We start from the raw sequence: 25,383 nt of genomic DNA on the forward strand, positions 1-25,383 counted from the left end.
AAGAAAACGATATAATTCACATTATGGTGCACGAGCTTTAATCACATGAACATCAAGGAAAATATCGACGAAGGCCTTCGCTCCATCCAAAGCAATCTGCTCAGAACTGTGCTCACTGCGCTGATCATTGCGATTGGAATTACCTCCTTAGTCGGTATCCTGACCGCCATTGAGGGCATACAGAGCTCCGTAAACAGCAGTTTTGCAGATCTCGGCGCCAACACATTCACCGTCAAAAACAAAGAAGACGATGATTTCCGTAATGATGGCCGCCGAAGCAAACAATATCCACCCGTAACCTACCGTCAGGCGCTTGCATTTGCCGACAAATTTAAAGCTTCCTACACAGCAACTGCCTCACTTTCAGCTGGCATTGGCGGAGCAGTGCAGGTTAATTTTCTTTCCAAAAAAACCAATCCCAATAGCAGCGTCGTTGGTTCGGACGAGCAATATTTGGGCATTAATGGCTACAAAATCGATCTTGGGCGTAACCTGGACAAGAATGATATGGAAAATGCGCTGAATGTTGCAGTGATAGGACAAGAAATCGCCAAAAAACTCTTCGAACGCGTTGATCCGCTGAATAAAGACATTACTTTTATGGGCAGCCGCTACAAAGTGGTTGGCGTGTTACAAAAAAAGGGATCGCTCGGCGGGCAAAATGACGCAGACCGAATCATCCTCATTCCACTCGAAAATGGCCGCGGACTTGCCGCAAACCGTGCACTGACCTACAACATTACCGCCTCTGCCCCAAACATTTCAGATGGCGATTTCATCGTTGAAGAAGCCCGGGGGATCATGCGCAGAATTCGCAATGACGCTTTGGGCAAAGAAGATTCCTTCACCATCGACCGCGCCGACGCCATTGCAAAGGATTTTGAAGAAGTAACTGGTTATTTGCGCATAGGAGGCTTCGGAATCGGCATTATCACATTATTAGGCGCTTCCATCGCACTCATGAACATTATGCTCGTCTCCGTCACCGAACGGACGCGTGAGATCGGCATTCGCAAATCGCTGGGCGCGACACCAAGCGTGATCCGTTTCCAATTTCTGATCGAGGCCATTGTGGTTTGCATATTAGGAGGAATCGCCGGCCTGATTTTAGGCATTATCATCGGCAATGTCATTTCCGGCCTGATCAGCTCCGACAGCTCATTTGTAGTTCCCTGGATCTGGATGGCTATGGGGATTTTGGTTTGCGTGGTTGTAGGCGTACTTTCAGGAATTTATCCAGCCATCAAAGCCTCCCGCCTCGATCCGATCGAAGCATTGCGTTATGAATAAGGAGGTTATGTTCAGCAAGTCTGTTGCAGCAATTTTTTCCAGCTATTTTTTCAATATTACGCTTGCTTAATATATTTTTCTACATACTTTTGCACTCCCAACAAGAGAGATCAATGCCCAGATGGCGGAATTGGTAGACGCGTTGGTCTCAAACACCAATGAGGTTACACTCGTGCCGGTTCGACTCCGGCTCTGGGTACAAAAGCCCTTCAACGCAAGTTGAGGGGCTTTTTTTCTTTTTGAAGCGCGAAAAATTACAATTAAACCCAGCTCTTGTGATATTTTCCTGCCATTTTGATTCGACTCCGGTCGCCTCGACCAAACGGAACTTTTTATGCAAATCTTAAAACGAAAATAATATTTTAACGATCATTAATTTGATTATCAGCCTAATACAACTTACAACCCAAAATACTTTTCCGGTTCGACAGACTATATGCTAACCCACTAGCACAAGCGAAAAATTTAGGCGTCGATTTATTAGCCAATCGGCATAAGAGATCATCCTGAATTTTTTAATGGCGTTTTCTCATTAAAATAGCTAGCTAAATATTTTCCCGTTTGACTGTCTGGTTCACCGGCAACAGTTGCTGCCGGACCGCTTATAACGACTTCACCGCCTTCATCTCCGGCACCCGGCCCAACATCGATCACCCAGTCGCTGTTTGCGACAACGTGCATATCGTGTTCGATGACAATAACCGTATTACCCTGATCAACCAACTTATTGAGCTGGACAAGTAAATTGTCCACATCGGAAGGGTGCAATCCTGTTGTAGGCTCATCAAGAATATACAACGTGTTGCCATGCTGCGCCCGTTGCAATTCGGTAGCCAGCTTTATGCGCTGCGCCTCACCTCCTGAAAGCTCGGTAGCCGGTTGCCCAAGACGCAGATAACCCAGACCAACCTGACGAACGACATCCAGCGCCCGGTTGATCTGAGGTTCAGAGTCAAAAAAGTCAAATGCCTCATCCACAGTCATGCCAAGCACCTGGGCAATGTTTTTGTCATGGTATGTAATTTCCAGCGTCTTCTCATTGTAACGACTTCCATGGCAAGCCGGACAAGGCGTATACACACTGGGAAGAAATAAGAGCTCGACCATTACAAAGCCTTCACCTTCGCAATTCGGACAACGTCCTTTTGCGACGTTAAAAGAAAAACGGCCCGCATCGTATTTGCGACTCTTTGCCATTTTTGTATTTGCAAACAATTTACGGACATGATCAAAAAGACCCGTGTAAGTTGCCAGGTTTGACCGTGGCGTACGTCCGATGGGCTTCTGATCTACTGGTATTAACCTCCGAATCTGACTTATGCCATCCGAAATGTACCCGGTCGTTGTTTTTCGGACTTCTGCCTGAAGAAGATTATCTTCCTGATCTTCTATGCCTGGTATCTGCTGTCCCAATTTCTCCAAAACAAGCTCTACAAGTGCCTGACTTATAAGACTACTTTTGCCCGAGCCCGATACGCCGGTGACACTGGTTAATACGCCTAATGGAAAATCGACATCGACATGCTTTAAATTATTTCGGCTTACGTCCCTTAGCCGCAGCCACCCTTTTGCCTCTCTGGCAGTTCTTTGACTTTGATTTACATTGAACAAATATCGCCTTGTAACGGACTTGTGAATCTTTTCCAATCCCTGTAACGGACCACTGTAAAGTATTTCACCTCCCTTTTCGCCCGCACCCGGCCCTACATCAACGATCCAGTCCGCATGGCGTATGATTTCGACCTCGTGTTCGACAACAAAAAGCGAGTTTCCAGCTGCTTTTAACCGGTCTAACGCCCGGAGTAATGACTGTGTGTCGGCAGGATGAAGACCTGCGGATGGCTCGTCGAGTACGTAGACGACGCCGAAAAGATTGGAGTGTATCTGCGTCCCCAGCCGCAGGCGTTGCAATTCTCCCGGCGAAAGTGTCGGAGTGCTTCTTTCGAGGGTCAGATACCCAAGCCCCAGATCGATCAGTACATCCAGGCGGGATAAAAGATCCTGACCGATGCGTTCAAGAACCAATGTTTTTTCGGGGTGTTTCTGGTCTGGGTCGGTATTTTTAGCTTTTACGGATGAAGATATTATTTCACGTAAACTTTTGATATTGAGCTGATAAAATTCCGCAATATCCATTCCGGCAAATTTCACAGACAAAGGCTCAGGACGCAGGCGCTTTCCGTGACAGACGGGACATGGCGCGCTCAACATAAATTTGGATACGCGCTTTTTCATCGCCTGGCTCTGTGAATTGGCGAACGTTTGCATCACATACCGTTTGACGCCGGTAAATGTACCCATATAACTAGGTTCCATTTTTCGCGCCAGGGCTTGTTGAACCTGTGCCGCATTGAGTCCGGAATAAACCGGAACAACCGGCTGCTCCTCTGTAAACAAGATCCAATCCCTGTCTTTTTTTGGCAGATCACGCCAGGGGATGTCCACATTGTAACCCAGCGTCATCAATATTTCCCGCAGGTTCTGCCCCTGCCAGGCGGTGGGCCACGCTGCAATGGCTTTTTCCCTGATCGAAAGGGAATCATCGGGAACCATCGAACGCTCTGTTACTTCATACACAACGCCCAGGCCGTGACATTCCGGACAGGCGCCTTCCGGGGTGTTGGGTGAAAACGACTCTGCGTATACGATCGACTGGCCGGCCGGATAGTCACCCGCCCTCGAATACAGCATCCTGATCAGGTTTGAAATCGTTGTGACGCTGCCCACCGAGGAACGTGTGCTCGTCCCTCCCCGCTGCTGCTGCAAAGCGATAGCCGGCGGAAGCCCCTCAATACTATCGACCTGAGGAATGGACATCTGATTAAAAAGTCGCCTGGCGTACGGAGAGACCGACTCCAGATATCGACGCTGCGCTTCGGCATACAATGTCCCGAAAGCAAGGGAGGATTTGCCCGAACCCGAGACACCGGTAAATACGACCAGTGCGCCTCTGGGAATTTCCAGATCCACATTCTTAAGATTATTCTCTTTGGCTCCCCGTACTTTGACAAAATCTGAAGCAGGCGGCGATGGTGATTCTTTTGACATGAGATCTGGGGTAAATTCTACCGTATGCAATAATCGCAGCGCTATGTTAACACTTTTTTCGGAAGTCCCTGTTGAGCAAATTTCGTACCTGATCTGATTCCTGCCCAATCGATTCTTAAATTAATTAATGTTGTGCATACATTGGATGACAGGAAAGCCCCTTAACTCCCCCGAAAACATTCGTTCAATTGGAAGATTGTTTTCACCGAAGAAACGCCTTTATGACTAATTTGTGGCCCTTAATTAAAATTCATAAATGAACTGGATCACGCTAGAAAGACCCAAGATTGACAGGCTAGCCTGCCCGCGGCTCATTAAGCGGTTTATTGATCGGGACGCTACGATTACTTTTGTGCCCGAAGATCAGGTCATTGAACTGGCACAAAGTTCAGGCGCTACCCCTTTTGATGTGCCTGGTGTCGAATACACCCATTATGAAGATTGATGCACTTTCGATTATTTCATCACAAAACACAAGCTTACAGATCCGGCACTGCTGGCCATGGCTCCGATCGTGCGCGGTGCCGACACCGATGACCATTTACTGGCTCCACAATCTGCCGGACTTTGGGCCATATCCGCGGGCTGTCTTTCAATTTTGATGATGATCAGCAACTTCTAGATCAGGGGATAATTATTTACGATGCTTTGTACAGCTGGGCAAAACATCTTCAATCAGTCAAGCATACACAAAGCCCGACCAAGCAGCTTTTACTGGCTGTCCTGCATGCTTACATGAACCCTGATAATAAGCGCAAGCCGCCGGTGTGGGTAAAGGAATTAAATTCAATGATTCAGGATCAGATCGATATGAACCTGGCTTTAAGCCTGACCGAGCTGGCCGAAAGCGTGGATGTAAATCCCGCTTATGTATCGCGCACATTCGCCCGTTATTTTGATGACCTATCGTTTGGTGAATACATCCGGAAACTCAGGATCGACAAAGCCATACAGTTACTTGAAGCGACGGATTACACTTTAACGGAGATCGCCTTACCTGACCGGCTTTTCGGACCAAAGGCATTTTACCCTTATTTTCAAAAAACAGATCGGCCAAACTCCCTGGGAATACAAAAAAACCGGCAAAAGGTAAAATACGTACCAGTAAATAAAAATCATTCTATTTAGGCGAGTAGAGACGCAGTAATCTTGACCTGTCAAAAATTACTGTATGAAGCTGAAAATATTCACCACACGTTACAAAGCCACTTTTCGTGGCACGATGGCCCGGGGCACGATTGCCCTGTTGCTATCCGGCATTGCATCCATAAGCGTCTCGTTTGCCCAAACTGTTGCCACGCCGCCGCCGACATTTCCCCGAATGGTTGGTTATCAGGGTATTCTGCATCCAATTGTGACATTGGATAAAGACCATGTAGAAACCAATTTCAGCGATTATTATGTGGTTGGTTTTCCAATTGGACTTAATCTCTGGAAGACAAAACAAGTCTGATTTTCCGTTGAAATGGTTCCTGTTGTCCGTGCGCAAAATGGCACCGCTGTCACAATTAGCACCGGGCCCGCTCGCGGCACAGCTGGCCATCTATTTGGGGTATGTACATTATGGTCTGCTGGGGGCAACATTGGTTGGAGTGGCATTTGAAAAAGCTGCGTGCGCTGAAAATCAAAAAGAGTGAAATTCACCTGCATAAGGTAGAAGCATTACAGAAGTTGCTCAACACTTCGAAGATCCTGTAACTAGATTCGGTAACACAAAACTGTACTGTCAACAAGCCGATTTCATAATGGAAGTTATCAGGCCTATTAATAACGCTTCCTCGCTTGAAATTAACAATTCCTACTTTGGCAGATCGATAAATTTTGGTACATGTGAATCACCTAACCCAAGGGTCTGCTATCATGCCATCAGTTGCTTCGACTCAGTATGGGGAATTTCGTCTACCTATCAGAAATTGGATTGATTAGCAATATCCTCATAATCAATTATTTACTAAATAAAGAAATGGCGTGCCAATATCAAATGGCCTGGAACGTAATTTAAGTAGCGCCCGGCCTCAGCTTTAATTATTGCACCAATTACTGAAACAGTACGAACCCTGTTTCGGTGCAAGGCCAGTCAACAATTGCACTTCCGATCTACATAAGTCAAACACGATGGCAACGATTAAAATCACATCATCTGAATTCATCGATCGCGGGGTGATCAAAACGCATCCTACGGGTTCATCTTACATCTATTTGAGCTTTACCAAGCGGATCGCATTTGCTGCGGCGTGTCTGGTGCCGATGTATTCCGGTCTTCGAAAGTTTTCGATGCCTGCCCTGCTCGTTGGAGCTTCTGCCTTACTCGAAAGAGGCCCTTGATCGAACGGCCCATGAGCCTTTTTAGCTTCCAAAAACAATTCATTCACTTAATCGAAAGTATCATGAAAGCACTAGTGTATTACGGTCCTAAAAACGTAAGAGTAGCAGAGATGCCGGACCCGGAGATTGAACAACCCACTGACGTATTGGTGAGGATCACAACGACTAATATTTGTGGTTCTGACCTGCATATGTATGAAGGCAGGACTAATATGGAAGAAGGACGGATTTTTGGCCACGAAAATCTCGGGGAGGTAGTTGAGGTAGGTAATGCGGTGGTCAACATCAAAGTTGGTGACATGGTATGTATGCCTTTTAATATCAGTTGCGGTCATTGTAAGAATTGCGAAAGTGGACTCACTGCCTTTTGTTTGACCATGAATCCCGGGTTTGCGGGTGCCGCTTATGGTTTTGCCGGAATGGGCCCCTACAACGGAGGACAGGCTGAATACCTGCGGGTGCCATTTGCGGACTTTAACTGTTTAAAACTTCCCGAAGATGCCAGAGAAAAGGAAAACGATTACGTAATGCTATCTGATATTTTCCCTACCGGCTTTCATGCAACCGAGTTGGCAGGCGTTAAGCCCGGTGATAATGTGGTCATTTACGGTGCCGGGCCGGTGGGTTTAATGGCAACGATTTCAGCTGGCATAAAGGGCGCGAACAAAATTATGGTGGTAGATGATCATCCCGACAGGCTAAAACTGGCCGAAGAATTGGGCGGCATACCTATCGACTTTTCAAAAGCACCAGCAGTTGACCAGGTCCTTGAACTGACCGATGGTCTTGGAGCTGACAGAGGTTGCGAATGCGTTGGTTACCAATGTTGCGATAAGCACGGGCACGAACATAATAATATCACTATGAACGAACTCGTGAAAGCTGTCAAGTTCACAGGCTCGATTGGTGTGGTAGGTGTTTTTGTTGCACCAGATCCAAAAGCAGAGGACCCGCTTGCCAAAGAAGGCCACATGGATTTTGACTTTGGTAATTTTTGGTTGAAAGGTCAAAGTATTGCAACAGGCCAGGCAAACGTCAAATCCTATAATCGTCAGCTTTGCGGCTTGATATCTTCTGGCAAAGCCAAACCATCCGTCATTATTTCGCATGAGCTTGCATTAGACGAAGCACCAGAGGGTTACCAGCATTTTGATGCCCGCGATAATGGCTGGACGAAGGTAATTTTGAAACCGGGTATGCAAGGCGCCACAAAAAAACAAGGAGAAGCACGGGAGGCAATAACAGCATAAGCAAAAAATAACTATTGTTCATCAATCAGGAAAGTCTGTTCCTAAAAATCCAGGCTTTCCTGATTGATTGAATTTTTAAAAAATTCTTATGCACAATCACCGGCCAACTGACAGACTCGAATATTTTAGTGACGCTGTGTTAGCCATAGCGGCAACATTGCTTGCTACGGAATTGCCTAAACCTGAAACCGGAACAGATCTATTGCAGCAACTTATCCAAGAATGGCCTCATTATGCTGCATTCGCCGCGTCTTTCCTGTTTATATGCATTGCCTGGTCGAACCATCACAACATGTATATTTATATAAAACAGACCAATCAGCACCTGCTTATATTGAATGTCTTGTTTTTAATGTTCGTAACGCTTCAGTCTTTCACCACAGGATTATTGGCCCGCCACGTAGGGAAGCCGGACGAACGAACGGCAGCGTTAATCTATCACACAACATTGGTGCTTATGACATTGCTTTATAACTGCGTCTGGTGGTATGCTATCAGAAAGAAAGACCTTTTAGAAGAAAATGCCGATCCAAAACTCATTCAATTTTTAACAAAGGAATATGCAATTGCCCCTGCATTGCACCTGGCTGCCTTGATCATTTGTTTGTGGAGTGTAGCATTCAGTATTATACCCATTATTTTGTTATACATCTATTTCGCTCTACCACGACTTAGTGAAAAAAAGGTTAGGGACAAGAATAACCAATACCAGCAGTATAATCCCAAAGATTAACGCTTGACTTTAATACCATCTCATCACAAGGATGTATTAAGTTCATTTCATTTAAACTAGTCAAACAGCTATGGTAAAATTGGGAATTCTGGCAAGGCTCGAAGCTAAGCCAGGTAAAGAACAAGACGTCGCGGACTTTCTCAAAGGTGCCTTGCCTTTGGCGATGGAGGAAGCAGGTACCATCAACTGGTTTGCCCTGCAAATAGGCCCTTCCACATTCGGAATTTTCGATACATTCGAAACTCAGGAAGGCAGGGAGGCACATTTGGGAGGCGAGATCGCCAAAGCATTGATGGCAAATGCGCCGGACCTGCTTGCAGTTGATCCGGTCCTTGAAATGGTCGACTTACTGGCAGTCAAGTAAAACATTGAGTACTACCCTTCATAATAATTGTGTTTAGGCTCTTCATAGAAAATCTAGATGCGGCAGTGATCCTATTTTTAAAATAAATAATTTGATAAGCATGTCCACTTTCAAGAATCTGTTAATTCTTACTACGCTCCTTTTTGGCGGTCTCGTTCACGCACAATCCAATTTTACAAGCAAATCCATCGGGGTAGGCGTCGTGGTAGCAGACATGCAACGCTCATTGGATTTCTATATAAAAGGGATCGGCATGGTCAAAACCGGCAATTTTACAATCAATGCAGAATTCGGTAAACGAGGCGGTTTAACAGGTGGTGAAGCGGTTGACGTAAACATTCTTAAACTGGAAAACAGCCCCGAAGGCACCGATTGGAAACTGATGAGTTTTGGTAAAAAGGTAGGTCATCCAAAGTCAAAATTCATTCAGGACGATACAGGTCCGCAGTATATCACCATTCAGGTCAAATCCTTAAAACCCATCATTGAAAGGCTGAAGGAGCAAAACGTGACCTTCCTGGGCAACACACCTACGCCTCTGACAAAAGATTCACACTTCGTACTCGTCCAGGATCCGGACGGAACGTTTGTGGAGCTGATCGGGCCCCTGTAATCGTGAAGTTTTCTTTCGATCTTAGCAGACGGTTAATCGCTGGCCCGGGATGTTTGATGACGAGTTTAATTGGCAACAGTTAAGAATTTCATTAATATCAGCTCGCAGCCAGTTTGCTTAAAATTGTGCATGGATTACGCCGGAGACCTCTATGTTCAGGTACGAAGAGCATGGCCAAAACAGTTGCAATATGGAAGAAAACAAACATGACTTCAATAATGTGTTTTTCCAACAGGCTTCAAGACTGGACAAAATTGGAAGTTGGGAAATTGATGTGGTAAATGACAAACTTTACTGGTCAACGATGGTTCACGAACTGCACGAAACGAACCCAAAAACTTTCATCCCTGATTTAAAAACAGCCCTTGGTTTTTACCGAAATGATTATCAATCAATGGTAAATGAGATTATAGTAAAGAGTATTGAAACGGGTGCTGAATTTGACTTTGAAGCTGTAATCATCACTAAAAAAAAGAAAGAAAGATGGATTCGGGCTACCGGAAATGCTGAAATGGTGCAAGGTAAATGCCGGCGAATATATGGCAGTTTTCAGGATATTCATAGTTCCAAGTTGCTGGCTCTTCAGATGCGTGAGATATTGGAAAGTATATCTGACGCTTTTTATGCAGTAGATAAAAATTGGAAATTTACTTATTTTAATAAAGAAGCCGAGAACCTGCTGTTAAAGAAGGCAGAAGATGTTTTAGGCAAAAACATTTGGGAACTATTCCCAGCAAGTGCAGATACTGTCATTCGGAAAATTTATAAAAGAGTTGCCCGATCAAAAAAGAAGGAATCCTTTGATTACTATTATCCGGGGAATGGGAAATGGTATGAAATAAATGCATATCCATCACATGGTGGCATATCAGCATACTTCAAGAATGTAGATGAACGTAAGCAGGCCGCAGAAAAACTCGATAAAGCCTATCAGGAAAAAATTAATATACTGGAAAGTATCGGAGATGCTTTCTTCACTGTAAACAAAGATTGGGTACTAACCTATTTGAACAAAGAAACCGAAAAGGTTTTACACCGGAAGAGGGACACCCTCATTGGTAAAAACCTTTGGGACGAATATCCTGACGCAATAGATACTGACTTTTATCGCCAATATCATAAAGCCGTGGAAACTCAGGAAAATTTGACTTTTGAAGAGTTTTATCCAGCATTGAAGGTATGGCTCGAAGTGACGGTATATCCTTCAAACACCGGACTGTCTGTTTATTTTAAAGACATTACACAAAGAAAAGAGTCAGATATACACTTGCTTCGTTCTAACGAACGCTTTGAAAAAGTCGCCGAAGCAACCAATGATGCGATATGGGATTGGAATATTTTCGAGGATACGCTTTACTGGGGATCTGGTTTCGGTAATCTGTTTGGATACCAGGTCGAAAAGGTCACTCCATCATTGAAGTCCTGGACAAACCACATCCATCCTGAGGATCGGAAACGGGTGTTACAAAGCATTTATGGAACGCTTGAGAATCCTCGTCAATCCCATTGGATCTCTGAGTACCGTTATCAAAAAAATGACAAAACTTTTGCCGATGTAATTGATAGGGGTATAGTAATTAGAGACGAAAAAGGAACCCCTATCCGTATGGTAGGAGCTATGAATGATATCTCAGAGCGAAAGAAATTTGAGATAAGCAGAATTGAATATATCGGAAAAATTGAAACACAGAATGAAAAACTAAAAAGTATTGCCTGGACTCAGTCACATATTGTACGTGCACCCCTTGCGAGAATGCTCGCAATTATGAATGCTATTGATGATAACGATAAAAATCTGGATGACACTTTAATGTGGTTAAAACATTTAAGAGATTCGGCTAACGAGTTGGATGAAATCGTAAAGGATGTAGTTGAAAAGGCACAACATTTAACTTAAAAAATGAATAAAACGGTTATAATTATAGATGACGATCCAATTGTTAGATTAGTTACCCAAAGAATGATGCATAACATTGATAGTACAGTTAATTGTCATCAATGCGAAAATGGAGAGGTTGGTTTATCGACAATAGAAAAACTACAAAATGTAGCCGATTATGTTGTTGTACTTTTAGACATCAATATGCCCGTTTTAAATGGATGGGAATTTTTAGACAGATTGCAACAACTAAATATTGTTGCCAGTGATAAATTCAAATTATACATGATCACCTCCTCTACAGATGCAAGTGACAAGATTAAAGCTCGATCTTATCCGGTGATTAAAAAGCTCTATCCCAAACCGCTTTCAAAACAAGATTTAAAGGAAATTCTTATTTCTAATGAAATGCCTTAATTTTTGACATCGTTAACCTCTCTAGACAATACGATGCCATGACCTCCTCATCCCGTGGCAAACTGATTCCCAGCGACAACTCGCCGTTTTTAGGGTTAATTCCACCGCCAGTCAAGAAACGTCAATTTTGATCCTAACCTTGAATGCGTCGATCAAAAAATCCTTACTTGAACAAATGTTGATTCTTGTCTCATTGTTGACGGTATGATTTTAATTCATGAACTTTTCCTAAGATACATGCTTTACTCAAAATCTCATAAATGCTCGAATGTGAGACACTCGCCCCCAAGGCATGGCGGCCTGAATTAGTCGCAACGCTCGGACGTTTTGTGAGACAAGCAAAAGCAAGTACAGTCTATTGAGTGGTAGCGTCTCTAGCACACAGAACCGGTTGCATGTGTTTGGCTATAATTAGTTGTGCCCCCAAGGAGACGATATGAAAATGTCCATCTAAATTTAAAGAGTTACAGTGTAAAAACCTCTGGCAGCTTCGCAAACACCCTCTGTGTAACAACCTCATGTACCAAGAGTTTAGTCTCAGTCACGATACATTGGCAACATTATCAAATAAACTAATCTACTCATTTCTAGATACTTATATCTGCCAACTTTTTTAAATTGATTAGCATCTGGTTCGACATTTGTTCCGTTGCGGGTACGAAAGCCCTTCAACGCAAGTTGAGGGGCTTTTTTCTTGTATTATTCATTCATATAACAACTTGGAGCACGCGGGGATAGCAATTATTTGCTATTGTGCGATGTGTGTAGTTTACTGTTTTTTGTATAAAAGACCTTAACTACGTTCGGATGAAAATCATAAAGTTCTACTCAACATTTCTTTTAATCCTCTTGTGTCTTGCCAGTAGCGGCATCATTCACGCACAAACCTATTGCGCCTCCACGGGTGGCGGTGCCCAGGATATCGTAAACGTGGCGATCGGGACATTAAACAATTCCTCATCCTGTAATCAAGCGGCTGGCGCTGGTTCTGTGCCGGGTAGTTATTCGAATTACACCGATCTTGCTGCCCCGGATCTAATGCAATTCAAAACCGTTCCTCTTTCGATCAGCGTCGCCTATTGCACCGGCTATCAATCAGTTACAAGTTCAATTTGGATCGACTTCAACCATGATGGAAATTTCGGTGATGGTGAACTTGCGTATCGCTCGGGGTCAAATTTCGAACCAAATCATACCGTAACAGGAACATTCACTATTCCTGGAAGTGCATTGTTAGGCCCGACCCGAATGCGGGTTATTACTGCGGCAGTTGGATATGTTGACCCTTGCGGAAGTTACAATGGTGGTGAAACAGAAGACTATACAGTAAATATTGTATCACCACCAGCTTGCAATGGTGCACCTGCACCGGGAAATACCATAGCAAGCCAGACTGCTATTTGCAGCAGTGGAACCATTGACTTGTCGTTTTCATCATCTTCCGCATTGAATAGTGGTGACGCAGCTGGGTTTACTTACCAATGGTTTAACAATGCAGGTCCTATCGCGGGCGCTACTAACACTACCTACACGGCAACCATTACAGCCACAGATAATTTTTATTGTGCAGTTACATGCAGCCAAAGTGGCCAAACGGGTCAATCAACGCCTATTGCTATTCGTGTAAAATCGTTTTATGAATGCTATTGCCCTTCTGCTGCTAATAATGACACAGGTCCGGACATTTTCAATGTAACGGCAGGGACACTGAACAACGCCTCTAACCTCTCTCAAACCGGAGGGCCCGGATCCATTTTAAATAGATATTCCAATTACACCACTTTGGTGGCGGCTCCGGTCTTTAATCAGCAAGCCACGATTCCATTTTCAATACAAGTAGGGGAAAACAGCGGTAACGCCTCAACTTCCATCTGGATCGATTACAATCAGAATGGCATTTTCGAAAATGAAGGTGAAAGAGTACATCAAACATCACAAGCAAATTCTGGCAACCATACAGTTAGCGGTTCTTTCACGATTCCTTTAAGCGCTGCAACAGGCGTTACAGGAATGAGAATCGTGACAAATGTTGGTCAAAATCCGGTAGGTTCTGCTTGTGAAAACTATGGTGAGGGAGAAACCGAAGATTATCTGGTAAACATTGGAGAAGTTCCCGCATGCAGTGGTGACCCGATACAAGCCCAAACGATCGCTACACAACTTCCCGTTTGCCCGGAAGCAAAGTATACGTTTTCTCTGAGTCCCGCCATTATTACTGCCGGTAACACATATCAATGGTATAATGACGCCGGACCGATTGCAGGTGCAACAAGCGAAACTTATACGGCAACCATCACCAGCCCGGATAATTTTTATTGTGAGGTAACCTGTTCCAATGGCTCAAAAACAACAAGATCAATCCCGGTTTCTGTCCTGACATGCTATTGCACTTCTACCGCTCTTAGCGGACCAACATTAGATGTTACTAACGTAACCGCAGGAACATTAAACCATTCAACCACCTTTTCTCAAACCGGCGGACCAGGATCTGTTCTTGGTGCCTATTCCGACTTTACAACCCTGGTGGATGCACCCGAATTTAATCAGCTGGCTACGATTCCGTTTTCAGTAACTGCAGGGGGGACTGACTCGTATTTCCACATTGCTATATGGATAGACTATAACCGCAATGGCACCTTTGAAAGTCCGGGTGAATTTATACATCAGGCAAGAGGTTTTCAGAATTTGACCACAACTGGCTCATTTATCATTCCTAAAACCGCATTAACAGGCATCACCCGTATGCGGGTCATTACCTCTGTTGGCCTGGCTCCGCTTAATTCCGCGTGCGAAAATTATGGTCAGGGGGAAACCGAAGATTATCTGATCAACATTGTACCACCTCCTGCTTGCAGCGACAGCCCGCTACAACTGAATGCAATAGCTACGCAAAACCCGGTTTGCCCGGAGGTGAGTTTAACTTTTTCACTCAGTCCCACCATACTTACTTCTAATAACAACTATCAATGGTACAACGATGCGGGTCCTATTGCAGGTGCTACCAGCGATACATATACTGCGACCATCACAGGTCCTGACAATTATTATTGCGAGGTAACCTGTCCAACCGGCGCAAACACAACCGTATCGACACCGGTGGCTGTCCATGGGACATTCCTTTATTGTCCTTGCAATTCTGCGTCTGATAATACATCAGGTTCGGACATAATTAATGTAACGATTGCTGAATTAAACAATTCATCCGACTGTAGCCAATCCGGAGGCCCGGGCTCTATCCGTAACAGGTATTCGGATTACACCCATCTGGTAGCAGCGCCGAACCTTGCAATATCAAATGCTACCCCGATCGCTATTCGGATGGGTCAGTGCGGATCTTTTGGTGTCAGTTCAACGTCTGTTTGGATCGATTACAACCATAATGGAAGCTTTGACGCACCAGCGGAAAGGGTGTATTTCTCATCAAATAACTTTTCCCCGGACTATACATTGACGGGTTCTATCACGATTCCAGAAACGGCCTTGCCAGGTTTTACGCGCATGAGAGTCATATCCGGTAACGGGGGAGTAGGTAATTCTGCCTGCGGAGGTTATGACAGTGGTGAAACGGAAGATTACTTTGTGAATATTGTTGCTCCGATTTGCAGCGGTAACGTCTCGCTCCCTACTGCCGCAACTACAAATACACAAAATGTCGCGACAACGCCTTTGGTAGCTAATGGTTGTGAATACATTGCCAAAGTAGTGCCCGCAGAAGGTTTCATGGAGGCTACTATCAAAAGCTGGCTTGAAACAATCCCCCCTTTTTACTATGTACCGCGACATTATGAGATTACACCAACCACCAACGCAAGCACCGCAACCGGCACCGTGACTTTGTACTTCTCACAAGCCGATTTTAATGCCTATAACGCTACGATCACTGCCGGCTTTTTACCAACCGGCCCGGATGATGTCTCGGGTATTGCCAACTTCCAGATCATTAAGTTTTCAGGAACCAGTTCGACAGGCTTGAATTATTCCGGGCCGCCATCAAACATCCCAACCGAGGGAAATTCCTGGAATGCAGGAGATTATACCTTTGTTTGGAACTCGATCAATTCCATTTGGGAAGTAACATTCCCTGTAACCGGATTTAGTGGCTTTATAGCGAAATCAATTGACCAAGCATTACCAGTCACATTGGTTTCTTTCACAGGGAAAGCGATAGAGAACAGCAATGAACTTACCTGGAAAACCAGCTCAGAAGTTGATTTCAGCCATTTCGAAATTCAAAGGAGCATGGATGCAAAAACATTTGAGAAAATAGGTGAGCAGGCATCGAAAACACAACGGATTTACACTTTCCTTGATCCAGATTCACCTCGTGGAAAAGCATATTACCGCCTGAAAATGATCGATCTGGATGCCAAATACAGTTTTTCTAAAATGATTGCAATAGGAAACGATGCAGAAACGTCCGTTGTCGGCAATTTTTACCCTAACCCAAGCACTGGTAAAGTATATATTGAAATCAATGCGATAAATAAAGGCACGTGGAATATCACCAACTATGATCTGACAGGCAGATTACGATCGCATAAGACTAAGAGTTTGCAACCTGGATTGAATGTTATTTCGATCGATAAGCTGTCTCCTGGTTTAAACATCTTCAAGTTTGACAACGGAAGTATTTCCGAAATCAGGAAAGTAGTAAGGGAGTAGCGAAAGCATAACGATTTCTTGTGATGGATTACCCTTACATTGGCGAAAACAAAATGTTTGCCGGGAGATTTGCTCCTGATCAGACCAGCCTCTCCCTGATTGCCAGGCTAACCGCCTCAGTGGCACTGTTTACGTAAAGCTTGTCATAGATATTGCGAATGTGATTATTCACGGTGTTGTAAGCAATATCACATTCTGCGGCGATTAATTTGTAACTGTAACCTTTAACCAAAAAACCTAAAATGTGCTTTTCGCGCTCGGTTAGGTGGTAATCTTTTTTGGCTGCCGTTTCAGCAGAAAAATAGCGCAGGACTTTGGTAGCAATGCTGCCAGTCATAGGCGCACCACCTTCAAGCGCCTCTCTTAAACTTTCAATGAACCTTTCAGGACTTGTTTTTTTGAGCAAATATCCGTTGGCGCCAGCTTGCAGACTGCCAAAAATACGCTCATCTTCTTCAAAGTTCGTTTGGATCAGGACAGGCAATGCACCAAAATGCCTTCTGATCAGAATGGTCGCGTCAATGCCGTTTGTTCCGGGCATGTCAATATCCATGAGGACAAGGTCGGGCTTCGATTCGGTAATGTTGGCCAAAAGATTATTGGCATTAGGGAAAGTTCCGGTGCACAAGAAACCGTCGGAGAGATTGAGGAGCATGGAAACGCTGCTCAACCGCTCCTGATTATCGTCGAAAATAATGATCCTTGACGCCATGCAGTCAGTTAATAGCAATGAATATGATTTTTAAATAACATGCTGCAAAATTAGCACCCGAATACTTTCTAGAATATAGCAAATACTTGTCATCTTCATTGGATCAGAATAGCAGCGTAATAGTCGTTCCCTCGTCGATGGCGGAGTGGATCGTGAGCACGCCATTCATCTGTGCCGCACGCTGATGCATATTGGTCAACCCATTGCCTTTTTTGATGAACCCGGGGTCGAATCCACGACCATTGTCATTGATAGTCAGCTTAGTACGACCGCTTTCACGGGTTGTGTATACTTCAACGGTGTTTGCATTCGAATATTTGGCAGCATTGTTCATCGCTTCTTTGAAAATTAAATACAGATTCTTTCGCGTCTGCATATCCAGTTTCAGGTTTTGAAGCTGGCTATCCGATTCAAAGCGAAAATCAAATCCTTTGGACTCTGCCAATGTGCTGCCGAATTGAAACATGCGCGCAAACACGTCCTCGATCTGGTCACTGCCAGCTTTGACACTCCATACGATATCGCTAAGCCCCTCCTGAACCTGCTGGGCATTTTCCTTTATTTTCTGAACCACCTGCTGATGTTCGGTTTTTTCTATTTGCATCAGCAATGCCTGGCTATAAAAAGTAATGCTGCTGAGCGTGCTCCCGATCTCATCGTGCATATCTGCACTTATCCCATTGCGGATTTTTTGAATATCCATGATCTGCCGGAGCCGATATTGGTAAAAGAGATAAATTAAAATGCCGATGAACAGCAAACTGAGAACAAAAAACCAAACCGATTTATACCAGGGCGTAAGCACACGCACAGGTGACTGCCATTCCTGGCTACTCCAATCGGCGCCACCCACGGAAACCTGCACTTTTAGCATGTAATTCCCGGGTGGCAGGCTGTTAAAAAGCAGTTTATTCCCATTTTCAAACATTTGCCAGCGATCATCCCCCCACCCTTCGAGCTTATATCGAAACCGGTTTAATGAGGTGTTCTGATAATCCGGGCTCATAAATGCAAAGGCAAAAAGACGGTCACCCGGGTTAAAAATGATTTGTTGACCTGCCTGATGGGTAGTGATCGTGTCAGCCTTGTTCCGACCTGCATCGAATTTTGAATAGGAAATGAGCTGCAATCCGCTCTCTTTTTTTGAGCTTAAATCAAGCTTTTCCGGATTGAAAGCAACAACGCCGTTCAAGCCGCCGAAATAAAGCGTGCCGTTTCTCGATTTCAGATAGGATCCATGATTAAATTCCAGGTGAGGCAAACCGTCTGAAATCCCGTAATTATGGAATTTTTTGGTTCGTGTATCAAATCGTGATAAACCTTTATTCGTACTCAGCCAAAGATTGCCCCTCTCGTCCGGCAAGGCCGCATAAATGTTGTTGTCAGGCAGGCCGTCGTGCGTGGTGAAAAGCTGCGTTGTTTTGTTATTCACGTCAATGCGGATCAGCCCTTGCCCTGTTGCCGCCCACAATGCATTTTCAAACCATGCTGTGTGGAAAATTTGTAAAGCCGGAAGTTTGATCTTGTCACCCGCTGTCTGTCCATAATGCTCATAAATGCTCGCATCCTGATTCAAAACGTATAATCCATTCGTAGTACTGACTAAAATACGGTTTTGATTCCACGGCATAAAGTTGTTGATGCGTTCATTTTTAATGTAGCGCCCGGCTTTATCATTTAAAAGAACAGGTTTCAGATCCCGCGTACCAATTATGCCCATTCCACCCCACGTCCCCGCCCAGAAAGTGGAATCATTGAGTTTGTAAAAAGAAGTAAATCCGCGTCCGCTGACAAATGGGAATGCCACCGCGTGATAGGCCTCAGTCTCGGGATCTATTTTCAAGAACTGTATGCCATCCGTAACCGCATAAACCTCGTCTTTGGTAAAAAGAACCTTATACGGAATCACCATTTCATTTGAAACATTAGCCTTGCTGTGCAACTGCATGTGCCTGCTCAGGTGTGTCAGAGGATCAATCTGATGCAGCAGATATTGTAAACCATCCCGGTTATAGCCATAAGAACATGCCCAAATCATTCCCGAGTTATCCTCGGTAATGCCTCTGACGCTGCTGCCGATATCGCCTGTCTTTTCCAAAGGCACGCTCATGTATCTTCTGAAAATTTCTTCGGTAAGCGTCACTTTTATAAGACCGTCGACGCCTGCCGCCCAAAAACTGCCGTCTGTGCTTAAACAGGCGCCGAAGAAGAAAATATCGGCACCCGATTTTTGCAAAAGACGTGTGGTGAGATTCGTAAACTGTCCGGTTTTTTGATTTAATAAACCAATTTCCTTTGAAGATTTATACCACTTGTAATTGTTTTTATAAGCATAAATCACGTCGGCCGCTATCGGCGTGTCAATGTCAGTAAGGGGACTAAAAATTCTTGTTCCTAGTGCGTATTGGCGCATCAGGAATTTTTTACTGATATTATGCTTGTAATAAATTTGCAATGTATCGGCACCGGACTGCACAACATTGAAGACGCTGAAACGCCGGGGATCCATGTCTTTTGCTAATAAATTGGTCCGGTTAATGAGATTTGCTTTTTCATTGATTTCGTCCAGATACGTGCTATCGCTAAACGCATAAAGCCTGTCTTTTCCGTCCACAAACATTTTGGTAATCTGACTTCCGACAGCAGCAGCATTCCCGGCGTCGGCTGGCGGTGTGTACAGTGCCACCGGGACGAAATTTTTATTGATTTTGATAAGCTTACCACGGGGAACAGACACCCATCCATTTTGATCCTTATCAAAAAAAACATCCAAATGCTGTTTCGAATCGATATTTTTAAAGGGCTTGGATGGATTGATGGTCTTGCAGGTCAGATCGAGGGGATCGACAATGCTGACGCCGCTGTTATGCGCAACCCAGATAGCGCCATTCGGCCCGGTCCTGATCTGGTTGATCAATGTTCCGCCGCCCAGGGAGCGGGTAAGCATTGCGGTGAAGTTTTGAAAAGTATACCCATCATAACGCCATAGTTCCTGACCAGTGGCCACCCACATAAATCCCCGGCCATCCTGGGCCAGAGAACGCGTATTCCGGCTGGGCAAACCTTGCTCCGGTCCAAGCAACTGAATATTTACCCGCGTTTGCGGTGCCTGCCCATAAGACATATTCAGACAAATCAGTAATAGAAAAGGGATCAGACGATACGACCGGCTTATTATACAAGACAAATTCAACTCGAACCGTAAAAGTCTGCGCAGCATGGAAAGACAGGAATTGTTTGTAAGAGGCATCTAAACTTCTACTCTTAAAGTAGGCTTTTGGATTAAAAGACCCACCATCTTATTTCTAACCACCAGTTACACCGCAATTTAATAGCAATAATCGCCTGATATAGCAATAATTTGCTATTGTGCCATGCCGTGCTCCTTTCTTCTTTTGCGATAAGATTTTACTCAACGTTTTTTATCTGAACCAGCATGCCAAATTCACAGGCCTGTGAAAATACTTCGCTACCCTTCCTGTCAGGATTTCCTTAGTCCGCACAGCCAGAAACCCCCAGAATCATCATTCTCAAATAGCCTTAAATTCAAAACAATGAAAAAGTCAATCTACTGCCTTTTAACATTACTGGTGTTCCTTTTCGTCCTGGCTTGCACAGATCACGACATTTTCGAACCTGAGCCAGAAACCTTGTCGTCAGAAATATTTATAAGGGGATTGAAATATCCGATCGGACTGGCCGCAGATGACACGGAAAATCTTTGGGTAACCGAAGCGGGTTCGGGTAAAGGCAACGATGGCAGCGTTTCCATGATTACACCATCCGGCGTGAAGACGACATTCGTAACCGGTCTTCAATCGCTCATGCGGGAAGGTTCGATTGAAGGAATAGCTCATTTGGGTTACCGTGCAGGAAAATTATATTTTTTACACGGCTCCAATGGAATCCTTTACACAGCAGACGTATCGTCCTTTAAATCAGGCGACAAGTCCGTCGAACTCGCCGATATTGATTCGGCAGACATTGGGAGCTATGTCGAAAGCCTTGGATTGACCAAACCTATCAATTCCAACACATACGATTTCACATTTGGTCCGGACGATCATATGTACATTATTGACGCCGGAAGCAATGCCGTTATCAAAAGGGATAAGGCCAATGGCGCACTAAGCTTGTTTGCTAAAATACCCAATGTTGCGACGGGTGTGGAAGCTGTGCCAACCGGTATTGTGTTCGATGGAAGCAAATTTCTCATCAGCACATTAACCGGCTTTCCTTTCACAACAGGAGATGCGAAAATCTTCCAAGTAAGTACAACCGGAGCGGTAGACGTGTACAAATCTAAATTTACAACGCTGACCGGCATTACGCTTTCAGCCAGCCAAAAGCCCATCGTCATCCAGCATGGTGTTTTCGGCGCAATGGGATTTGCTGCCAAGTCTGGCAAAGTGCTTAATGAAGACGGTAAAATACTTCTCGATAGCCTCTCACGGCCGACTGACATCATCCGTGGAAATGGACAAACCTTTTATTTGCTTAGTTATCAGGACGGCACAATCAGCAAGCTGTCGTATTAGAACATTTCACTTATTCCAAAAAGATCATTCAAGTGAAAGCAATTAAAATCATCGGTAAAATACTCAGCGCGCTGTTTGTTGTTGCCATTGCAGGCATCATTTATGCTAAAACTGCGCTTCCTGACACGGGTCCTGCACCGGACATTAAAATAGAACGCACTGCGGCCCGCGTGGCGCGGGGAGAGTATTTAGCCAATCATGTGACGGTTTGTATGGATTGCCACAGCACCCGCGACTGGTCGCGCTATGCCGGACCGCTTTCGGGCGGTTTCGGCGCGGGTGGCGAAGCCTTTACCCAAGACATGGGCTTTCCAGGTAAGTTTTATGCGCCCAATATCACACCCTATACACTAGCCGAATGGACGGACGGAGAAATTTTCCGTGCCGTCACAACCGGTGTTAACAAAGAGGGAAAAGCATTGTTTCCGGTGATGGCTTACCACCGGTTTGGCCAGCTTGACCAGGAGGATATTTACTCGGTTATTGCTTACATTCGGGAGTTGCCGGCAATAAAAAAGGATATCCCTGAGTCGGAACCTGACTTCCCTGTTAACATCTTGATCAACACCATGCCTGCGAAAGCGGCTTTCACCAAGCGGCCCTCAGAAACGGATGAGGTGGCTTATGGGAAATATCTGATCACTGCGACCGGTTGCGTGGATTGCCATAGCAAAACGGAAAAAGGAAGTGTGATTGCCGGAACTGAATTCGGGGGAGGAATGGAATTCGCTGGCCCAAACGGCATTATGCGCTCGCCAAACATTACCATGCATAAGCAAACAGGAATAGGTAAATGGACGAAAGAAGCTTTTGTTGCCCGATTTAAAGCGTTCGTTGACAGCAATTACGTTTCTCCTAAAATAACACCGGATGCCATTAACACGCCAATGCCCTGGACCATGTACGCAGGAATGAAAGAACAGGATCTCAATGCTATTTATGCCTATCTCAGCACAGTGAAACCAATCGATAATCAGGTTGTAAGGATGGAAAGAAGGTAGCTAGCTAGTCAATTCCCATTTGTTAATTCGCTGATAATTTAGTTTTTAAAACGAGCAATGCGGTTGAATCTCCATTCAACCGCATTGCTCGTTTTACTATCAGATTATCGATATTACTATCTGGCTACCAGCACCCTTTGTGTACTCACCGTACCATCGAATTGGATAATTGACATAATGTACATACCCTGACTCAGCTTCGAAACATCGATTCCGTTGTGAAAATGTTGTTGACTTTCGAATACTTTGGCACCTGATACCGCGTGTAATGTTACTTGCTTCACGAGTTCATCACTGCTGATCACGATCCGATTGTTCGCCGGATTAGGATAAGCGGTGAGCGTTGATGTTTTGTCAAAAATAACACTGATAATTTTGCTTAGGGAGAAGGTTTTATCATGATCAATCATTCTGAGCCGATAAAAATTCCGGTCTTTCAAGGGAGTGTTGTGTTCGAATGTATAGTTTGCCTGAACGCTGCTTTCCCCTTTTGCAACCACGGTTCCAACTACATTCCAAGTCTTGCCATTGATACTATGCTCAATCTCGAATCGGTCCGCGTTTGTTTCTTCTGCTGTCGCCCATTTCAGGGCTACATAATGTTCGCGGGTAGAACCTTCGAATGTTATCAGAGTAACCGGCATTGCATCTGAAAATGGTAAAAAGTAATCTTCAACCTCTCCGTTAGTGGCCATACCTGTCATTCCGCCAGTCGTTAAAACGTCCGTCGTGAGCCGGAACCTCGCAAAGGTCCCTACCTTGCTCTCAAATCCGCTCATTATTACAGCCGGCCACACCAGCGTTGCCTCTGTCCCAGCTGGGGCCAATGTTGTACAAACCCCTTCTCCGGATTCAAAAGTGCCATTGTTGTTCCAGTCAATCCAACCGCACAGGTTTGCGGTAAGTGCTGTTTCGTTACGAGCCGACACTTTGACCGTATAATTCGTAAATGTTCCGCTACCAGCAGCCGAAATAACTGGGAATGAAGCAATTCCATCCTCATCATCCGTGCCGGTGTTATCATCCCCTGTTGCAGGCGAACCGGTGTCACCATCGGCATCGATATCAATTGTAGTTCCCAGTGTAAGAGCGGGGTTTACCTGATGAACTGCACCATTGTCTGATGCTTTTGTGCCATAGGAAGCAGCTGCATCGCCATAATCATATCCTGCATTGACAAACTCAACATGCACGGTTTGACCTGCTCCTACCGTGATGTTTGCATTGCGATTGTCAAGGTTTGTGACCACCGTACCGCCGGATGTGTTGATGCCGACCAGCTTCCAAGCAGGTTGTGTAGGGTTCTCCTCCACCCTATAAGTTCCCGGGGCAACATTTAAAATGATACTGTTGGCAGTGCCCGACTGACGGACCTTATGGCTGTTCATCCAGGTGCCATTTTCCCTGCGCTGAATGAGTTGTCCGCGATCACTTGTGGGCAGATCGTCCTCTGCATTCAGCGTCAAGATGGGTGTATCGCCATCGGCTCCCGCTGATAAACCCGATGGGTTGCTTCCGAATCCGATACCACTGCTGTTAGGGTCGGCTACCCATGCTCCATTATCCAGATAATAGCTTGTTGTCGAATTAACAGCCCAAACTTTACCGTCAGCTGCAACTGTAATATCCCTGAATGCCAAGGAGGGAAACGTTTGAGCAATCGTCGCGGCGTCCCCGGAAAATGTTACTCGGTATACTTCCCCGGCAAGTTCGCTAAGCACATATACGGAGCCATCCGGAGCTACGTCAAGGCGGGTGCCGCAAATATTTGGATATTGGGTAAAAAATCCCGATCCTATACTGCGAGCCAGGGTATGGCATCCGAAATTTCTCACTAATACAAATGCGTTTTGAATAGTACCTGCAGAAACACCGACATCCACAGCATTTATCGAAGCCGATAATAATTGAAAAGCGCTTAAAGTGCTGTTCCAGGTGAACACAGCACCCGCTTCATTAACAAGCACCGAATTGCCTCTGAGACTGACATCGATTCTCGTGCCCATGCCGCCCGCCTGCACCCACGCTGATGAACCTGCCGGTCTGTGATAAATGTTTCCATTTCCTGTTCCCGATTCCGGAGCAGCGATTGCCCACATGGTGTTATCTTCACCCATGCCCACATCCTGCATGGAAATGAATGAGGGATCATCGTTTAATACAAATGACGGGATGGACGGGATCTCCGTGAAAAAAGTAAAGTTGACACCGGGAGCAATTTCTGGTTGTGTTTTTTTTGAAATAACGATTGTTCCAAAATCAGCATTTACCCGCGCGTTCTCTTTCTTTGTGCTGCCCGCGATTCGTTGCTGAGCAAATGAAACGGAAATCATGTTGGCAAGAACCAGGAGCAAAATCAGTCTTTTGCAAATTGATACCTGTCCATTAAAATAGAGAGTTTTCATATTGAGTAAAAAAAGATTGGGAATTTGAATGGCATTTGCCTGGAAGAAACAGCGTGATATGCGCATGCTTTGTAATTTTTTTACAATGCCGACTAAATTGCTGCAACGCAAATTTACCATGTCAAAAGCTGCCGTGGAATAGCAAA

The 25,383-nt window shown here is 44.9% G+C and carries 18 protein-coding genes, 1 tRNA gene and 1 pseudogene; 16 read left to right on the forward strand and 4 right to left on the reverse strand.

The annotated features are described in order from the left end of the window. The first annotated feature begins 45 nt into the window (after positions 1–45). Complete coding sequence (locus NFI81_RS11210) at positions 46–1,290, forward strand: ABC transporter permease (protein ID WP_234612349.1); 1,245 nt, start codon at positions 46–48, stop codon at positions 1,288–1,290. Between the two features lie 115 nt (positions 1,291–1,405). Beyond that, positions 1,406–1,489, forward strand: a tRNA-Leu gene (locus NFI81_RS11215). Positions 1,490–1,791: 302 nt separating this feature from the next. Here NFI81_RS11215 and uvrA read toward each other — a convergent pair. After that, on the reverse strand, positions 1,792–4,338 hold the full coding sequence (uvrA, locus tag NFI81_RS11220) for an excinuclease ABC subunit UvrA (RefSeq protein ID WP_234612348.1): 2,547 nt from the start codon (positions 4,336–4,338) through the stop codon (positions 1,792–1,794). Positions 4,339–4,594: 256 nt separating this feature from the next. Here uvrA and NFI81_RS11225 point away from each other — a divergent pair. The 12 genes and pseudogenes from NFI81_RS11225 to NFI81_RS11280 all read left to right on the forward strand — a co-directional run bounded on the left by NFI81_RS11225 (position 4,595) and on the right by NFI81_RS11280 (position 16,581). Continuing rightward, positions 4,595–4,960: pseudogene (locus NFI81_RS11225) on the forward strand (chromate resistance protein ChrB domain-containing protein). Beyond that, positions 4,906–5,466, forward strand: coding sequence for a helix-turn-helix domain-containing protein (locus NFI81_RS11230; RefSeq protein ID WP_234612347.1), 561 nt, complete (start codon positions 4,906–4,908; stop codon positions 5,464–5,466). Before NFI81_RS11225 ends, NFI81_RS11230 begins: the two are co-directional and overlap by 55 nt. A 43-nt stretch (positions 5,467–5,509) precedes the next feature. Then, positions 5,510–5,791 (forward strand): hypothetical protein, encoded by a 282-nt coding sequence (locus NFI81_RS11235; protein WP_234612346.1) that lies wholly within the window; start codon positions 5,510–5,512, stop codon positions 5,789–5,791. A gap of 37 nt (positions 5,792–5,828) precedes the next feature. Continuing rightward, entirely contained in the window at positions 5,829–5,975 is a 147-nt protein-coding gene (locus NFI81_RS11240; RefSeq protein ID WP_234614918.1) for a chromate transporter, read from the forward strand. A gap of 478 nt (positions 5,976–6,453) precedes the next feature. Continuing rightward, complete coding sequence (locus NFI81_RS11245; protein ID WP_234612345.1) at positions 6,454–6,663, forward strand: hypothetical protein; 210 nt, start codon at positions 6,454–6,456, stop codon at positions 6,661–6,663. A gap of 62 nt (positions 6,664–6,725) precedes the next feature. Further along, positions 6,726–7,913 carry a glutathione-independent formaldehyde dehydrogenase gene (locus NFI81_RS11250; RefSeq protein ID WP_234612344.1) on the forward strand — a complete coding sequence of 396 codons (1,188 nt, stop codon included), beginning with the start codon at positions 6,726–6,728 and terminating at the stop codon, positions 7,911–7,913. A gap of 88 nt (positions 7,914–8,001) precedes the next feature. Next, on the forward strand, positions 8,002–8,646 hold the full coding sequence (locus NFI81_RS11255) for a TMEM175 family protein (protein ID WP_234612343.1): 645 nt from the start codon (positions 8,002–8,004) through the stop codon (positions 8,644–8,646). A gap of 70 nt (positions 8,647–8,716) precedes the next feature. Next, positions 8,717–9,010: a putative quinol monooxygenase gene (locus NFI81_RS11260; protein WP_234612342.1), complete on the forward strand. Its 294-nt coding sequence runs from the start codon at positions 8,717–8,719 to the stop codon at positions 9,008–9,010. 100 nt (positions 9,011–9,110) lie between these two features. Then, entirely contained in the window at positions 9,111–9,623 is a 513-nt protein-coding gene (locus NFI81_RS11265) for a VOC family protein (RefSeq protein ID WP_234612341.1), read from the forward strand. A 190-nt stretch (positions 9,624–9,813) separates the two neighbouring features. Then, entirely contained in the window at positions 9,814–11,520 is a 1,707-nt protein-coding gene (locus NFI81_RS11270) for a PAS domain S-box protein (RefSeq protein ID WP_234612340.1), read from the forward strand. Between the two features lie 3 nt (positions 11,521–11,523). After that, on the forward strand, positions 11,524–11,919 hold the full coding sequence (locus NFI81_RS11275; protein WP_234612339.1) for a response regulator: 396 nt from the start codon (positions 11,524–11,526) through the stop codon (positions 11,917–11,919). Positions 11,920–12,726: 807 nt separating this feature from the next. Continuing rightward, positions 12,727–16,581 (forward strand): GEVED domain-containing protein, encoded by a 3,855-nt coding sequence (locus tag NFI81_RS11280; RefSeq protein ID WP_234612338.1) that lies wholly within the window; start codon positions 12,727–12,729, stop codon positions 16,579–16,581. A gap of 79 nt (positions 16,582–16,660) precedes the next feature. Here the strand turns inward: NFI81_RS11280 and NFI81_RS11285 are convergent, their stop codons facing one another. Further along, positions 16,661–17,293, reverse strand: coding sequence for a response regulator transcription factor (locus NFI81_RS11285; RefSeq protein WP_234612337.1), 633 nt, complete (start codon positions 17,291–17,293; stop codon positions 16,661–16,663). Positions 17,294–17,396: 103 nt separating this feature from the next. After that, a complete protein-coding gene (locus NFI81_RS11290) occupies positions 17,397–20,417 on the reverse strand; it encodes a sensor histidine kinase (protein ID WP_252176052.1) in 3,021 nt (1,006 codons plus the stop codon). Between the two features lie 430 nt (positions 20,418–20,847). Between NFI81_RS11290 and NFI81_RS11295 the strand changes: the two genes are divergently transcribed. Further along, positions 20,848–21,831, forward strand: coding sequence for a ScyD/ScyE family protein (locus NFI81_RS11295; RefSeq protein WP_234612335.1), 984 nt, complete (start codon positions 20,848–20,850; stop codon positions 21,829–21,831). Between the two features lie 32 nt (positions 21,832–21,863). Beyond that, positions 21,864–22,832, forward strand: coding sequence for a c-type cytochrome (locus NFI81_RS11300; RefSeq protein ID WP_310589233.1), 969 nt, complete (start codon positions 21,864–21,866; stop codon positions 22,830–22,832). Between the two features lie 116 nt (positions 22,833–22,948). On the opposite strand, the gene NFI81_RS11305 is transcribed toward NFI81_RS11300, so the two are convergent. Then, positions 22,949–25,237, reverse strand: a complete 2,289-nt coding sequence (locus NFI81_RS11305; RefSeq protein WP_234612334.1) for a T9SS type A sorting domain-containing protein — start codon at positions 25,235–25,237, stop codon at positions 22,949–22,951. Positions 25,238–25,383: the final 146 nt, after the last annotated feature.

The sequence above is a fragment of the Dyadobacter fanqingshengii genome (assembly GCF_023822005.2).
Classification (GTDB): Bacteria; Bacteroidota; Bacteroidia; order Cytophagales; family Spirosomataceae; genus Dyadobacter; species Dyadobacter fanqingshengii.

Bases quoted from the DNA above. Each gene is read 5' to 3' on its own strand.
- NFI81_RS11245 (WP_234612345.1), top strand. From the start codon at position 6,454: ATGGCAACGATTAAAATCACATCATCTGAATTCATCGATCGCGGGGTG.
- NFI81_RS11280 (WP_234612338.1), top strand. From the start codon at position 12,727: ATGAAAATCATAAAGTTCTACTCAACATTTCTTTTAATCCTCTTGTGT.
- NFI81_RS11305 (WP_234612334.1), bottom strand. From the start codon at position 25,237: ATGAAAACTCTCTATTTTAATGGACAGGTATCAATTTGCAAAAGACTG.
- NFI81_RS11290 (WP_252176052.1), bottom strand. From the start codon at position 20,417: ATGTCTTATGGGCAGGCACCGCAAACGCGGGTAAATATTCAGTTGCTT.
- NFI81_RS11295 (WP_234612335.1), top strand. From the start codon at position 20,848: ATGAAAAAGTCAATCTACTGCCTTTTAACATTACTGGTGTTCCTTTTC.
- NFI81_RS11210 (WP_234612349.1), top strand. From the start codon at position 46: ATGAACATCAAGGAAAATATCGACGAAGGCCTTCGCTCCATCCAAAGC.
- NFI81_RS11255 (WP_234612343.1), top strand. From the start codon at position 8,002: ATGCACAATCACCGGCCAACTGACAGACTCGAATATTTTAGTGACGCT.
- NFI81_RS11260 (WP_234612342.1), top strand. From the start codon at position 8,717: ATGGTAAAATTGGGAATTCTGGCAAGGCTCGAAGCTAAGCCAGGTAAA.
- NFI81_RS11250 (WP_234612344.1), top strand. From the start codon at position 6,726: ATGAAAGCACTAGTGTATTACGGTCCTAAAAACGTAAGAGTAGCAGAG.
- NFI81_RS11275 (WP_234612339.1), top strand. From the start codon at position 11,524: ATGAATAAAACGGTTATAATTATAGATGACGATCCAATTGTTAGATTA.
- uvrA (WP_234612348.1), bottom strand. From the start codon at position 4,338: ATGTCAAAAGAATCACCATCGCCGCCTGCTTCAGATTTTGTCAAAGTA.
- NFI81_RS11285 (WP_234612337.1), bottom strand. From the start codon at position 17,293: ATGGCGTCAAGGATCATTATTTTCGACGATAATCAGGAGCGGTTGAGC.
- NFI81_RS11235 (WP_234612346.1), top strand. From the start codon at position 5,510: ATGAAGCTGAAAATATTCACCACACGTTACAAAGCCACTTTTCGTGGC.
- NFI81_RS11270 (WP_234612340.1), top strand. From the start codon at position 9,814: ATGGAAGAAAACAAACATGACTTCAATAATGTGTTTTTCCAACAGGCT.
- NFI81_RS11240 (WP_234614918.1), top strand. From the start codon at position 5,829: ATGGCACCGCTGTCACAATTAGCACCGGGCCCGCTCGCGGCACAGCTG.
- NFI81_RS11265 (WP_234612341.1), top strand. From the start codon at position 9,111: ATGTCCACTTTCAAGAATCTGTTAATTCTTACTACGCTCCTTTTTGGC.